We start from the raw sequence: 13,417 nt of genomic DNA, 5'->3' as shown, positions 1-13,417 counted from the left end.
GCTCTGCACACAGGCCACAGCCCGCTTGCGCAACTGCGTCAATGTCTTACTATCAAGCCCGCGCCCATCTGTATTCTTCATGGACTACAGCGTAACGCATATATCCACTTATGTCAATACTATTATGAGACGGTTAATATATAAAGGATAGGGACAAGTATCTGAGGGTGATACTTCTGGAAGACGGGGAAACCGTCCACAACGCTTTCTTTGATAGAGGCTTTAAAAAAGAGGACAAAAAATGAAAATCCGGTATTTCGCGGACACAGATACGGCGTTCATCGAATTTTCAGGAGAGCCAGCCGTCCAAACAAAAGAAATATCGGAAAACCTGTATATAGACCTTGATGGCAAAGGCAACCTTGTGAGCATGACCATCGAGCACGCGAAAGAAAAGGCTAACATTTCCGAAGTGACTTATTTACAAATGGACAATATCAGCGCCTAAGAATTCGCCTGAGCCCGGATTTTGTGCGGGAGACGAATCTTTAAGGGGACGCGGCAGGTCTGGCCTCGCTCACGCCGCAGCTTTTTTCACCCGTAATTCCGCTGTAAGGTCTGCCCCTTCAAGCAGTTTCAAAACCCGGTCAAGGGTGACTTTATGAAGGCTCCCGCTCAATATCCCCGTGACGGTGGACCGGGCCAAACCGGAACGTTTGGCCAACTGGACATGGGTGAGCCCCTCTTTCTCCACCACCTTCAATACAGCGTTAATGATTTCCGCTTTCAATACCGCTTCGATGGAGCGTGATCTTTTTATGTTGAACATGCCCGCCAGTTCGTCAGCCTTCGTTCTTTTCATTCCTGATCCTCCGTATCCCGGGAGCGCGGGAGTCCCGCCCGCATCACATTAATGGAGCATCGAAAGCTCCATTAACGTGGAGAATTCGGACATTCACCCCTAGGCTTTAATAAACCGGTTTTGTTTGCAATCTTCATCCTCATCGCGCCCATCGAGAGCGCGATGAGGATTTGCGGGCAAGATGCCCGCGCTCCCGGAGGAATCACCCCAACGTCCCAAACAGCCTCTCGGCGTTGCCGCCCATGATCATGGCGCGTTTCTCTTCATCCAGCCCGATTTCCGCCAGCGCGGCTCTCTGCTCTTCGAGCACGAAGGTCCGGTAGCCGGTCTTGCCGTTCAAGGCTGTGTCCGTTCCGTAAAGTATCTTGCGGGCGCCGTAAACGTCTATGGCGCGGCGGAAGATTTCGGCCAGCGGCATCACACCTGGTAAAAACGTGCGCCAGTTGTTCGTGCCGGATGTGTCCAGATATATGTTCTCCGAATGGAATCCCAGCAAAAGCGCCTCGCGGAAATATCCGGCGCCAAAATGGGCCATTATAAAAGTGGTGTCGGGAAACAATTTGGACGGCAACTGCAAGTCCATCGGGTTGGTGTAACGATAGTCCGACACAGGGGCGTGGGTTATCCCGAAATGGATCAGCACCGGGGCGTTGAATTCCGCCGCCGTCTCGTAAATAGGAAACAACCGCTTGTCCGCTATGGACACCATCTGCAGGCATGGGTAAAGTTTCAGCCCGCGTATCCGCCCTGTGGACAGCCACTTGCGGAAGGTCTTCACGGCGGATTTCTTCTCCGGATTGTCCAGCATGGCGTAGCCTGTGAACCTTTCCGGATGGATGCTAACAAACTCGTCCAGCTCCCCCACGCTGTCGCCACGGATCGGCAGGAAAAACGCGCGGTCTATCCCGTTCCTGTCCAGTTCCTCCACCCATATCCGGGCAAGGCTCTCCACCCCGTTCCTGCCCAGAAACTCCACCATCTCCCGGTTGATAAGACCCCGCTCTTTCTTCATCGCGCGGTCCATCACGCCGGGATACAGCTTGTCCCAGCTTTTCTTCGCCTGCTTTATCATTCCGGCGGTCACAAGATGCACATGCGAATCAATTATCATACCCTGATAATACCAGATTCCCGGCGGGATGAGGATGATGGAGAGGAGGATGAGGACGTTCTTTTCTTTTAGGAAAAAGAAAAGAACCAAAAGAAAACCATGTGCGCCGTCTTGTGGGGGATTTTATCCCCCCAAGCGGCGCAGATAAAGTTTCTTTTCGCTTCCTTTTCTTTCCAAAGAAAAGGAAGTCGCCCTCCTCATCTCCCATCACAACCTCCCGGTGGGAAAATCGGCTATAATTAGAAAATATGATTAATTGACGGCGCCATGCGAGCCGGACATTTGGAGGATATTTTTTTGATGCAGGACACCAATTTCGGATATAGCGACACGGTGATGGACCATTTTTCCAACCCGCGCAACGTTTTGAAAACGAGCGAAGAGGAATATTCCCCGTCCGGCGTGGGGATGGTGGGCAATCCCACTTGCGGGGACATGATGAAGGTATGGATCAAGGTGGACGAAACCGAGCGGATATACGACCTGAAATGGAAGACTTTCGGATGCGCCTCGGCCATAGGCTCCACCTCCATGATGTCTGTGATGGTGACGGAGAACGGCGGAATGAAGGTGGAAGACGCGCTGAAGATAAAGCCGGAAAATATCATGGACCGGCTCGGCGGACTCCCCTCGATAAAGATCCACTGTTCCGTGCTGGGGGACAAGGCCCTGCGCGCGGCGATAAACGACTATTTCACGAAGAGCGGCCAGGAAGGGCGGATACTGGAGAAAAAGGCGAAGATCATCTGCGAGTGTTTGAACGTGACCGACCACGAGATCGAGGAGCAGGTGCTGGAAGGCGCCGCGGATTTTGAGACGCTCCAGGAGCGCACGAAGATATCAACCGGCTGCGGCAAATGCAGGAGCACGGCGATAGAGACGTTCGAGCATTACCGGGCCAAGTATTTCGGATAGACCATGCCCATACTTAAAGTGGCCCAACTGGGCAACCCGATACTCCGCAAGAAGGCGGAGCCTGTGCCAGAGGAGATCGTCAAGGCGGACGACGTGCAGCTTTTAATAGACAGCATGATAGACACCATGCGCGAATACAACGGGGCGGGGCTGGCCGGGCCGCAGGTGCACGAGCCGGCGCAGATAATCGTGGTGGAGGCGGAAGGCAACCCGCGTTACAAAAACTCGCCCAGCGTGCCGCTGACGGTGGTGATAAACCCGAAGATCACGTCGTTCTCCACCGAGATGGACGAAGGGTGGGAAGGATGCCTATCCGTGGCGGACCTTTGGGGCCTTGTGCGCCGCGCCCGCAACGTGGTGGTGACAGGGCTGGACCGGCATGGCGAGCCGTTGACCATCCACGCGGAAGGTTTTTTCGCCAAGGCGTTGCAACACGAGATAGACCACCTGCACGGCAAGGTGTTTCTGGACCGGATGAACGATTTAAAATCGCTGTCGTTCGGGAAAGAATACGCCAGGTACGGATATTTGTATGAGGATAAGGAGCCGTTGTAGGACAGTAGTCCTCGGCGTACTACTTCTTACTCCCATTTTCCGCCACAGGCCAGAAGCTTATACCGCCGCGGGGGGTGAAGCGCCCTTCAACCCTGATCCAATCGGGTTTTAAAAGGTCTATCAGATCGTTGGCGATCCTGTTCACGCACGATTCGTGGAATTCCCCGTGCATCCGGAAACTCATCAGGTAAAGTTTCAGCGATTTGCTCTCCACGCATTTTTTCCCGGGCCGGTAATCGATCACGATGGTGGCGAAGTCCGGCTGGCCGGTGATTGGGCAAAGGGAGGTGAATTCCGGGGCCTCGATATGTATCGTCCCGTCCACAGAGTTTTTGTTCAGCCTCGTTTCGGCGAAGGGATTGGCGAACGATTCGAGAATTTTTGCGTCCGGCCCGTCGAATTTATAAACCGTATTCCCCGAGCCTAGGCTTCTGAATTGGTTGTTACTTTTTAGCCGCATAACTTTCCTCTCATGTTCCTTCGCATCAAAACGCGCATACTTACTGTGTGACAAGCGCCCGGAAAACCATTGCGATTTTCGCGCGCCGGGGATTCCCGCGAATCAATCAAATCCGTATCCGCGGTCATTGCCCGATTATGATCACCACTTTCCCTCTCGCATGTCCCTTTTCAAGATATCCGAGCGCTTCCGGGACCTCTTTTAAGCTGTAACGCCTGTCAATTACCGGCTTTATTTTGCCCGCTCCAAGAAGCTCGCCGAGCAACGCCAAATCCTTCTGGTTGGGAGTGGATGACAGGGCTCCCATTTTCCTGCCCCCTGCCATTGAAATCAACGGCCCAAGCAGGAGAGCCTGGAACATTTGGGCCATGGATCCTCCGGTCATGACGTAAATTCCGCCGGAGTTCAACGCGCGCCGGTAGTCGAAAATCGGATGATAACCGTTGACCGCAAGGATCAGGTCATAACAGCGGCCGCTTTTAGTGAAATCTTCTTCCGCGTAATCTATAACATGGTCCGCGCCGATAGAACGGGCGGTTTCCAGATTTCCCTTGCCGCAGACAGCGGTCACCTCCGCTCCCAGCCATTTGGCGAGCTGGACCGCGAACGTGCCCACACCGCCGCCAGCGCCATTTATCAGGACCTTTTGGCCCGCGCGCAGGCGCCCCATGTCACGCAGGCCATGCAAGGCGGTCAACGCCGCCAAAGGGGTGGCTGCAGCCTCTTCGAATGAAATGTTGGCCGGCTTTAGCGCCAATGCGTCCTCGCGGGCGCGCGAATACTCCGCGAATCCGCCGAAACCATTTGCAAAAATGTCCCCAAACACCTCGTCGCCAGGTTTGAACCGTTTTACATTTTTGCCGACAGCTTCAATCCTTCCGGCTATATCGGCTCCAAGGATGTTGAATCTGGGCCTAACAAGCCCGGAGAAAAAACGGGCCAGGAACGGATCCGCCCTCATAAGGCGCCAATCGGCCGCATTGACCGACGCCGCCACTACTTTTACCAGAGCGTCATTCTCCCCTGGAACGGGCTTTTCCACCTCTTCGAGGCGAAGTACATCAGGCGGCCCGTATTCGGAGTAAACGATGGCTTTCATTTTTCCGGGTTTTTTCCATTTAATCCGGCGTTTGCCGGATGACAACCGCTTATAAACTTCCACGCAAGGCCAATGATATGAGAGGCGGCGCAACGCGTCAAGTTAGCGGCATAAATCAAGGATGGTGTCCACTTGTATCCGGTTGCCTTTCATACTACTATAAAAACCAGACACGCCTCGGGCACATTTTACCCGCCGGAGGCCGGAATTTTTCAATGAGACTTGTAACGGACAACGCGGAAGAAGAAGAAAGGCCGAAGGACGAAACGTCCCGGCGCCTGTTCTTCGCGGTGAACCTGCCAAAGGCGGTGACCACCCGCCTGGACAACATGGTGGCCTCCTTCGGTGTGCCATCCGGGCAGGTGCGGTGGGTGAAGTCTGAAAACATGCACATCACCCTCAAATTCCTGGGGGACGTGGACAACGCAATGCTGCCCGACCTTTGCGCCGCCGCCAAACGGGCGGTGAAGGGATTTTCGCCCATCAGGCTTTCGGTGGAAGGTATGGGAGTGTTCCCGAACCACGAACGGCCCCGGGTGATCTGGTTCGGCGTGGGGGGCGAAACGGCGGGGCTGAAAAAACTGGAGGAGTCCTTCTCCGCGGAAATTTCCCCCCTCGGTTTCCCCCCGGACGAAAGGTCGTTCACGGCCCACCTTACCATCGGCCGTGTGAAGAACGACGCTGCCCGGGGCAAGCTGGCCCGGCTCGTTCGCCAATACCACAAGTTTTATATCGGCGAGGCGCTGGTGGGGGATGTGTCGCTATACGAAAGCCGGCTAAACCCCAAAGGTTCCATACACACCGTGGTGGAAACGTTCCCGCTGGAAAGCCCCGGCGGGACTTGATGTGGTAGAATTGAGGGCATGAAAAGATTCGCCGCGGAGACTTTCAAGGCAATGGCCGCCGCCGCCATCCTGGTGATTATGCTCAAAGGCTCGATGGTGGAGGCCAACCAGATCATCTCCGGCTCCATGACCCCCACGCTTCTGGAGGGGGACTTCATCCTTGTAAACAAGCTGCGCTACGGGCTGCACATCCCGTTCATGGACAAGATGGTGCTGATATGGTCCAGCCCGAACCGGGGGGACGTGGTGACGTTTGTCCCTCCCGAGGGGTTCGAACGCAAGGAAGGGAAGGTCTTCGTTAAACGCGTCGTGGCGGTGTCGGGCGACATGGTGGAGATTAAGGACTCGCGCCTGTTCATAAACGGCCAGCCTGTGCCCACCTCGCGCTCTTTCTCGAATCCCCACGAGTTTCTGGAGACCATCGGCGAGCGCTCCTATAACGTGATGAAGCTCGATCCGGCCTCTTCCTTCGGCCCATACACCGTGCCGGAGAGCTATGTTTTCGCCGTGGGGGACAACAGGGACAACAGCCTGGACTCGCGCGCATGGGGCCCCCTGCCGGTGAAGAACATCGAGGGGAAAGCATTCCTGATCTATTTCAGCAAGGCGTGGCGATCCAGCCTGGACGCCATCCAAAGAATAGGAAGCCTGCTATAAAAGCCGCTCCGCGCAAAACAACCTTCCGCGAAACCGGATGGGCCGATCCCGCCGATATATTCCTCGCCACACCGTCAAAAGAGGGACTTTTATGGCTGGACAGCTCCATGCCCCATCCGCGATGGGGCAAATGGTCGTTCATGATGCGTTCGCCCCGGGCCGTGTTGAAAGGCGCCGGGGAGAAGTTCACGCTTTCGGAAAACGGCGGCGTTAAAGAGATCACTGGCGACCCGTTTGAAATACTGCGTGGGCTGATCTCACGGGAGAACGTTCAAACAGGCGGCGCGGAACACATCCCGTTCACCGGCGGCGTGGCCGGTTTCTGGGGATACGAGCTTTTAAGATGGACCGAACCGGCGGCAAAAGTCCCGCCACGCCACGCTGCGGAAGGGGATATCTGGCTGGGATTTTACGACAGCCTGATAGCCTTTGACCATCAGGCCGGAAAGTTGTGGCTAGTGGTCAACGAGCCGGACGATGGCGGCGTTTCGAAGGCTCTCGACGGCCTTGAACAGTGGATTGAAACCTCGCGCAATGCCGGTCATCATACCGGGCAGGAAACTGCCACATCAACAACACCAGTCAGCGGATTCACCGCGGAATCATACGCGCTGGCGGTGGACAAGGTGAGGGGATATATCGAACGTGGCGACTGCTATCAGGCAAACATCGCCCAACGATTTGCCGCAAGGACCAACAAGGACCCGAAGAAACTGTACCTTGCCCTTCGCAAGATAAGCCCCGCCCCCTTCGCCGCGTATATAGACACAGGAGCCACGCAGATATTATCGTCGTCGCCAGAAAGGTTCATAACGTTGCGCGATGGGGCCGCCCAGGCCAGGCCCATCAAGGGTACGCGGCCCAGGGGAAAGACATCCGAAGAGGACGCGCGGCTTGCCGAAGAGCTTTATAATAGCGAAAAAGAGAGGGCGGAGAACCTGATGATCGTGGACCTTCTGCGAAACGACCTTTCGAAGGTATGCGCGCCGGAGAGCGTTAAAGTGTCGTCGCTTTTCGAGGTGGAAAAGTTCGCCAACGTGATACACCTGACATCCACGGTGGAGGGAACGCTAAAGGACAATCACTCGGGCATAGACCTTCTGCGGGCGTCTTTCCCGTGCGGCTCCGTCACAGGGGCGCCGAAAATAAGAGCGATGGAGATAATCGGCGAGATAGAGCCGGAGGCGCGTGGCGTTTATTGCGGCGCCATCGGATACATGGGACACGGGGGGGATATGGACCTTTCAGTGGGGATACGGTTGATGACGCTATCAGGCGGCGTGGCCTCATTTTATTCCGGGGGCGGGGTGACATATCCATCCAACCCGTTGGAGGAATACGAAGAGACGCTGCACAAGGCCAAAGGGATCATGGAGGCGCTGGAGAAGGCATGAGCGTGATAGTGAACGGCAAGGAAACGGCCGAGGGTTTTGTAACTGTGGCGGACAGGGGGTTTGCGCTGGGTGACGGGCTGTTCGAGACGATTCCGCTATATCATGGGCGGCCGTTCCTTCTCGAAAAACATATGGAGAGGATGAAGGCCGGGGCTGGCATAATCGGCATCAAGTTGCCTGTGGGGCAAGATGAAGTGGCCGGCGCAATCGCACGGCTGGCGAAAGTGAACGGCGCCGGCGATTTGGCCGTGGCGCGGCTCACCGTCACGCGTGGCTCCGGGCCGCGGGGTTATAACGCGGCGGGATGCGATAAACCAACATGGACCATCACCGTCGAACGATACGAACCGATGCCGGATGAAAAGCGCAAGCTCGGCCTGCGCCTGTCCATTTCGCGATATGCAAAAATCTCCGGATCGCCGCTAAACTCCGTGAAATCCACAAGCGCGCTGGACCGTGTGATGACGGTGACCGAAGCCAGATCCGCCGGGGCGGACGAGGCTATTGTGATGTCGTCGGACGGGCACGTGGCAAGCTGCGGGGCGGCGAACATTTTCTGGGTGAAAAACGGAAAACTTTACACACCATCGCAAGACGCCGGAGCATTGCCGGGAGTGACGAGGTGGGAAGTTATAAGGATTGCCGCAACGATGGGGATTGAAACCGTCGAGGGGCGCTTCAAACTTTCCAAAATCGAAAAAGCGGACGAGATATTCATCGCAAACTCGCTGATCGGAATCATGCCTGTGCGCGAGGTTGACGGTATTTTTGCGGCGGAAAAGCCTTTCACGCTGACGCAAACTCTCGCGGAGAGGTACATGGGATTGGCGCGGCGGCAGGCATGACCGGCCCGCACGATCCATCCGAACCACGCCGGGGCGTTTATGATAATATGATCCGGTCTTTTCCGGGCGGATAGCTCAGCCGGGAGAGCGCCAGCCTTACAAGCTGGATGCCGTGGGTTCGATCCCCTCTCCGCCCACCATTTTTCAATGGGTTACGCTCCGGCGCCCTTAGAAAAATCTGTTTCCCGTTGTTTCCCGAGGAGCATTTTTAGCTCTAACTTCTATCTCCGTTTACTGCGGGTTTTCCACACTTTTCACCCCTTCCCTTTTGTAACTTTTCTTTGTTTCGATTTTTCTTCAACCCGTTTCATCACCTGTTGCATATTTTTAGTCGCGGCCCGCGCTGTGTTACGGACGCCGCAACACAGCGGAGCCGCGCCCAGGACGTGTTTTGTGTGCTTCACGCAACACTTCGGAGGGTACAGACATGTGCGCGGAATTTGATGTGGATCAGGAACTATATGATCTGCGCCGTCGGCAAGCCGTGGAGTGTCATCTTGGCGTGAAGCTAGGCAGGATTCGTTCCGAGAGGGCTACGGTTCTTAAAGGTCGGGCGTACTCCGTATTTTCACGCGACACCTGAAGAGACGCTTGCAAAGCTAAAAAGACTGGATTGGTGGGAAGACGAACTCACCACACTCCGTAAACGTTTAAACGATCAGGAAACAGCTTTGAATCGCCGGGAAAAGGAGGCGGAATTCTTGATCGACAAAGCTGCCCGGATGGAAGAGCGCGCGAAGTCGGAAATCGCCAAATACCAGAACATCGCAACCAAAGCCAGGCAAGAATTGGCCGGAGCGAGGAAACGATTTGATAGAAAACTGAAACAGAAAACCAAAGGCTAACGCAGAGTCTTCAGCCGGGGAGTACCCGGTCTGCGATAAGTGTGACCACGCTGACTATTAACTTTTTTGAAAGGAGGTGAATCTGGTTCAGGCCCGTCATGGCCGCCCTTTATGGGAAAACGTGACAAGGCTCCCACGCCGCCCTTTATGGGAAAGTGGATGGCGCGATCAGTCCGAGCCATATCCGAAAGGATAAAACAGGGGCGAACAGGCATGCAGCCGCTCAGTCTAGAAATAGGCGAGTAAATATCTTGCGAGGCCGGATTCTATGACGATGCGCAACTTTCATATGCTGTTTTCCGTCAAATTCATTACCTTGCATATCTTCCACGCAGTGTTATAATTGCAAGCATGATTACAAGACGGCTTCTGCCGGTTATCGAGGATATGTTGTCGCGCCAGGCCGCTGTGGGGCTTCTTGGGCCGCGGCAGGTGGGAAAAACCACCCTCGCCATCCAGATAGCTAAAAACCATCCATCTACATATCTGGACCTGGAATCGCCGGCGGACAAGGCGAAACTCGCCGAGCCGGAACTCTACCTGTCCCGCCACGCGGATAAACTTGTGATCCTCGACGAAATTCAGCGGGAGCCGGATTTGTTTCAAACTCTCCGGGGCATCATTGACAAAGGCCGGCGGACGGGGCGGCGGACCGGAAGGTTTCTCCTGCTCGGCTCCGCCTCACTTGACCTGATCCGCCAGTCGTCCGAAAGTCTGGCGGGAAGGATTTCATACGCCGAACTCGGCGGACTCACCGCCGTTGAAGTGGACGATGACCGCAAAACGCAAGACCGGCTCTGGTTCCGTGGAGGGTTTCCGGAAAGTTTCCTTGCGCGCTCAAACGCGGCCAGCGATGAGTGGCGGGAGGATTTCATCCGCACATATCTTGAGCGCGACATACCATTGCTAGGCCCGCGCATTCCAGCCACGACGCTGCGCCGGTTCTGGACGATGCTCGCGCACAGCCAGGGGGCGACGATAAACGCCGCCCGCATCGCGTCCGGCCTGGGGGTGAGCGGACAGACGGTGGGGCGCTATCTTGACCTTCTGGCCGATTTGATGCTCGTGCGCAAACTGCAGCCCTGGCATGCGAACGCCGGGAAACGGCTGATGAAATCGCCGAAAATATATGTCCGGGACAGCGGCCTTGTCCATCGGCTATTAGGAATAGACACGCCCGACGCGCTGTATGGCCATCCGGTGGCGGGGGCGAGCTGGGAAGGATTTGTCATCGAAACCTTGATATCAAGCGCCCCTCGCCACACAGAGGCGTTTTACTACCGCACATCGTCCGGAGCGGAGATTGACCTTTTGCTAAAGCTGCCGGGAAACAGGCTGTGGGCCATCGAGATAAAGCGAAGCCTTTCGCCAAAACCAGAAAAGGGATTTCATTTCGCGTGCGGCGACGTGAAGCCGTCCGCAAGGTTTGTCGTATATCCCGGTGAAGAGACATACCCCGCCTCGCCCGGAGTGACCGCTATCAGCCTGACCGGACTGGCGAAGGAAATGGGCCAGGGAAGTTTGGCCACTTAAAAGGGAGGAGGCCGCTTGAGCTCACGGAATAAAGGTGATACATTGTAAATACATTGAACTACCAGAGGAATGGCAAATCATGGTCAAAAAGCTGACTAAACATGGCAACAGCCTGGCGCTGGTGATTGACAGGCCGGTTTTGGACCTTCTAAAAATAGAGGATAACACGCTTCTTGAAGTTTCCACGGATGGGCAGGTTCTGGTCATATCCCCTGTGAGAGACAAGGCCCGGCAGGCAAAATTCACGAAGGCGTTGGCTTCCACCAACAAGCGGTATGGCAAGGCCCTTAAGCGGCTGGCGGAATAATCTTGGAGCCGGTTTTTCTGAATATAGCGCCCAGGCCGACGATAAATCCCCCACCATAACTTTTTCAAATCCACCTTAATATTTTTCCCACAGGCTCATCTGGTGAGCCACCAACAATTATATAAAGGCGCCATAAACCTTAATAATGGTGGAGGTGGTCATGAAAACGTTTGTGGCGGTTATTACTATTGCTTCCTTTTTATTCGCTCCGCAATTCGCGCGCGCCGAAGAACCGGCGGCGCAAAGCAACCTGACATTCATCATCGGCAAAGCTTCGATCAATGACTGGAAAGTGTCCAACGATCACACCGTATATGGGCTTGAGGCCGATTACAATCCAGGTTCGTGGCCGGTGAACGCATTTGGAAGGATTTCATCATCCAACGCCAGTGAAAACGCGTATGTGTATATCCCGGGATACGGGACATACAATGTCAACTATCAGACAAAGATCACCGAAATCAGCCTTGGAGCAAGGAAGTATTTCGATTTGAATAATGGCATGGTCCGGCCACATTTATCCGCCGGTGTTTCAAATGTATCTGTCGAGCTGACGCCTTCGATATCAGGTTTGTCCTTAAGCGCCAGCGACTCTTCAACCGGATTTTTCGGGGACGCGGGCGTCCGCTTTACCGTTGACAGGTTTTTCGCCGGTGTGAACTTCAGGATTTTGACCGGGACCGGCCTGAGCTTCTGGGGAGCATCCACAAACGCAAATTACACGATGTGGGGGGTGACATTTGGTATAAAATTGTGACCAGCCTGGCATCGCAGCCAATTAGACCGCAACCCTTGGGGGAGGGAGGCGGCCGATTAAACGCAAGCCGTCACGAGGGTAACGATATGGACAGGACAGAGCGTTTTCAATTAATAGATCAGGCGCTCAAATCCGGCGAAGCCGTTCCGCTCCGGCGCTTCATGGACAAGCTGGAAATATCCCGCGCCACGGCGCGCCGCGACATCGAATACATGAAAGACCGGCTGGGCGCTCCGATTATTTGGGATTCCGGAACGCGTGGATATCGTCTGGACATGTCCCAGCCGGGAGCCGGCAAATATGAATTGCCGGGGTTGTGGTTTGGCGCCGGGGAAATCCATGCATTGATTGTAATGCATCAACTTTTATCAAGCCTTGGACCGGGACTGCTGGAGCCGCATATCAAGCCTCTGCTGGCGAGGCTTGACAAGATATTGGGCAGCGCCGGACATTCGCCCGAAGAGGTTCGCAAGCGCATAAACGTCATACCGTTGGCCAACCGGACGTTGTCCCTTGAATGTTTCGAGACTGTCGCCACCGCAACATTGAAAAAGCGGCGGCTTCGCATCGTTCATTACCGAAGGCAGGACGGATCGGAAGTTGAGCGGGAGGTTTCGCCGCAGCGGCTCGCTCATTACCGTGACAATTGGTATATGGACGCATATTGCCATTTGCGCAACGAGATCAGGAGCTTTGCGGTGGACAGCGTGAAATCGGCCAAAATGCTTTCCACAAAGGCGAAAAACGTTGAGGAAAAAACTCTGGATTCAGTATTGGGGGCAGGATACGGGATATTCTCCGGCCGAAAAGTATCTTGGGCGAAATTGAAGTTCACACCCGGGCGCGCAAGGTGGGTGTCCAGCGAAAAATGGCATCCGAAGCAGAAAAGCGGATATGACGCGGACGGATTTTACATATTGGAAGTTCCATACAGCGACGACCGCGAATTGATGATGGACATATTGAAGTATGGCCCGGACGTGGAGGTGATGGAACCGGAGGAACTGAGGGGGAAGGTGGCGAAAGCCCATGATTCGGCTTTTAATTTGTACAAAATAGCCAATATATGAACATTGAATTTCATTTAGAGGCAAAACTGTGGGCTAAAACAGACAAGTATTGCCTAAAGTGCTCATACTCATGCCATGAACCTCGGAGTCAATCCCTTTTTTAGTTGAAACTCCCGGCATGACCGTCACGCCGCTTTCACCATTATCTTCCCCGCCAGAGCCCGTTTCATGATCTCACGCAGTTCTGGCAGGTGTTTATAACCGCTCACTTTCCTCAACCTG

Annotated in this window: 15 protein-coding genes and 1 tRNA gene; 12 read left to right on the top strand and 4 right to left on the bottom strand. The window is 54.8% G+C overall.

Features of this window, described 5'->3' with window-relative positions:
- Nucleotides 1–241: 241 nt before the first annotated feature.
- Nucleotides 242–448: a DUF2283 domain-containing protein gene (locus tag HZB29_04820; protein ID MBI5814915.1), complete on the top strand. Its 207-nt coding sequence runs from the start codon at nucleotides 242–244 to the stop codon at nucleotides 446–448.
- 69 nt (nucleotides 449–517) lie between these two features.
- Here the strand turns inward: HZB29_04820 and HZB29_04815 are convergent, their stop codons facing one another.
- Both HZB29_04815 and HZB29_04810 read right to left on the bottom strand, forming a co-directional pair.
- Nucleotides 518–802, bottom strand: a complete 285-nt coding sequence (locus HZB29_04815; GenBank protein MBI5814914.1) for an XRE family transcriptional regulator — start codon at nucleotides 800–802, stop codon at nucleotides 518–520.
- Between the two features lie 202 nt (nucleotides 803–1,004).
- Nucleotides 1,005–1,913 carry an amidohydrolase gene (locus HZB29_04810; protein MBI5814913.1) on the bottom strand — a complete coding sequence of 303 codons (909 nt, stop codon included), beginning with the start codon at nucleotides 1,911–1,913 and terminating at the stop codon, nucleotides 1,005–1,007.
- Nucleotides 1,914–2,210: 297 nt separating this feature from the next.
- Here HZB29_04810 and HZB29_04805 point away from each other — a divergent pair, with 297 nt between their 5' ends.
- Together HZB29_04805 and def are read left to right on the top strand one after the other, a co-directional pair.
- The gene (locus HZB29_04805; GenBank protein MBI5814912.1) at nucleotides 2,211–2,828 is read left to right on the top strand and encodes an iron-sulfur cluster assembly scaffold protein; all 618 of its coding nucleotides are present in this window, start codon (nucleotides 2,211–2,213) and stop codon (nucleotides 2,826–2,828) included.
- A 3-nt stretch (nucleotides 2,829–2,831) separates the two neighbouring features.
- Nucleotides 2,832–3,383, top strand: coding sequence for a peptide deformylase (gene def, locus HZB29_04800; GenBank protein MBI5814911.1), 552 nt, complete (start codon nucleotides 2,832–2,834; stop codon nucleotides 3,381–3,383).
- A 19-nt stretch (nucleotides 3,384–3,402) separates the two neighbouring features.
- Here def and queF read toward each other — a convergent pair whose 3' ends face one another.
- Both queF and HZB29_04790 read right to left on the bottom strand, forming a co-directional pair.
- A complete protein-coding gene (queF, locus tag HZB29_04795; GenBank protein ID MBI5814910.1) occupies nucleotides 3,403–3,843 on the bottom strand; it encodes an NADPH-dependent 7-cyano-7-deazaguanine reductase QueF in 441 nt (146 codons plus the stop codon).
- A 124-nt stretch (nucleotides 3,844–3,967) separates the two neighbouring features.
- A complete protein-coding gene (locus tag HZB29_04790) occupies nucleotides 3,968–4,942 on the bottom strand; it encodes an NAD(P)-dependent alcohol dehydrogenase (protein ID MBI5814909.1) in 975 nt (324 codons plus the stop codon).
- 215 nt (nucleotides 4,943–5,157) lie between these two features.
- Between HZB29_04790 and thpR the strand changes: the two genes are divergently transcribed.
- From thpR to HZB29_04745, 9 genes are all read left to right on the top strand, one after another.
- Nucleotides 5,158–5,787: an RNA 2',3'-cyclic phosphodiesterase gene (gene thpR, locus HZB29_04785; protein ID MBI5814908.1), complete on the top strand. Its 630-nt coding sequence runs from the start codon at nucleotides 5,158–5,160 to the stop codon at nucleotides 5,785–5,787.
- An 18-nt stretch (nucleotides 5,788–5,805) separates the two neighbouring features.
- Nucleotides 5,806–6,444: a signal peptidase I gene (gene lepB / locus HZB29_04780; protein ID MBI5814907.1), complete on the top strand. Its 639-nt coding sequence runs from the start codon at nucleotides 5,806–5,808 to the stop codon at nucleotides 6,442–6,444.
- Nucleotides 6,445–6,551: 107 nt separating this feature from the next.
- A complete protein-coding gene (pabB, locus tag HZB29_04775; GenBank protein ID MBI5814906.1) occupies nucleotides 6,552–7,838 on the top strand; it encodes an aminodeoxychorismate synthase component I in 1,287 nt (428 codons plus the stop codon).
- The gene (locus HZB29_04770; protein ID MBI5814905.1) at nucleotides 7,835–8,683 is read left to right on the top strand and encodes an aminotransferase class IV family protein; all 849 of its coding nucleotides are present in this window, start codon (nucleotides 7,835–7,837) and stop codon (nucleotides 8,681–8,683) included. Before pabB ends, HZB29_04770 begins: the two co-directional genes overlap by 4 nt.
- A gap of 64 nt (nucleotides 8,684–8,747) precedes the next feature.
- Nucleotides 8,748–8,823, top strand: a tRNA-Val gene (locus HZB29_04765).
- Between the two features lie 1,056 nt (nucleotides 8,824–9,879).
- Nucleotides 9,880–11,061 (top strand): ATP-binding protein, encoded by a 1,182-nt coding sequence (locus HZB29_04760; GenBank protein MBI5814904.1) that lies wholly within the window; start codon nucleotides 9,880–9,882, stop codon nucleotides 11,059–11,061.
- A 79-nt stretch (nucleotides 11,062–11,140) separates the two neighbouring features.
- Entirely contained in the window at nucleotides 11,141–11,368 is a 228-nt protein-coding gene (locus tag HZB29_04755; GenBank protein ID MBI5814903.1) for an AbrB/MazE/SpoVT family DNA-binding domain-containing protein, read from the top strand.
- A gap of 160 nt (nucleotides 11,369–11,528) precedes the next feature.
- Nucleotides 11,529–12,125: a hypothetical protein gene (locus HZB29_04750; protein ID MBI5814902.1), complete on the top strand. Its 597-nt coding sequence runs from the start codon at nucleotides 11,529–11,531 to the stop codon at nucleotides 12,123–12,125.
- 86 nt (nucleotides 12,126–12,211) lie between these two features.
- A complete protein-coding gene (locus HZB29_04745) occupies nucleotides 12,212–13,195 on the top strand; it encodes a YafY family transcriptional regulator (protein MBI5814901.1) in 984 nt (327 codons plus the stop codon).
- Nucleotides 13,196–13,417: the final 222 nt, after the last annotated feature.

It is taken from the genome of Nitrospinota bacterium, assembly GCA_016235255.1.
GTDB lineage: Bacteria > Nitrospinota_A > UBA7883 > UBA7883 > JACRLM01 > JACRLM01.
The sequence above is the reverse complement of the archived record's forward strand: the minus strand, read 5'-3'. Positions and strand labels throughout refer to the sequence as shown.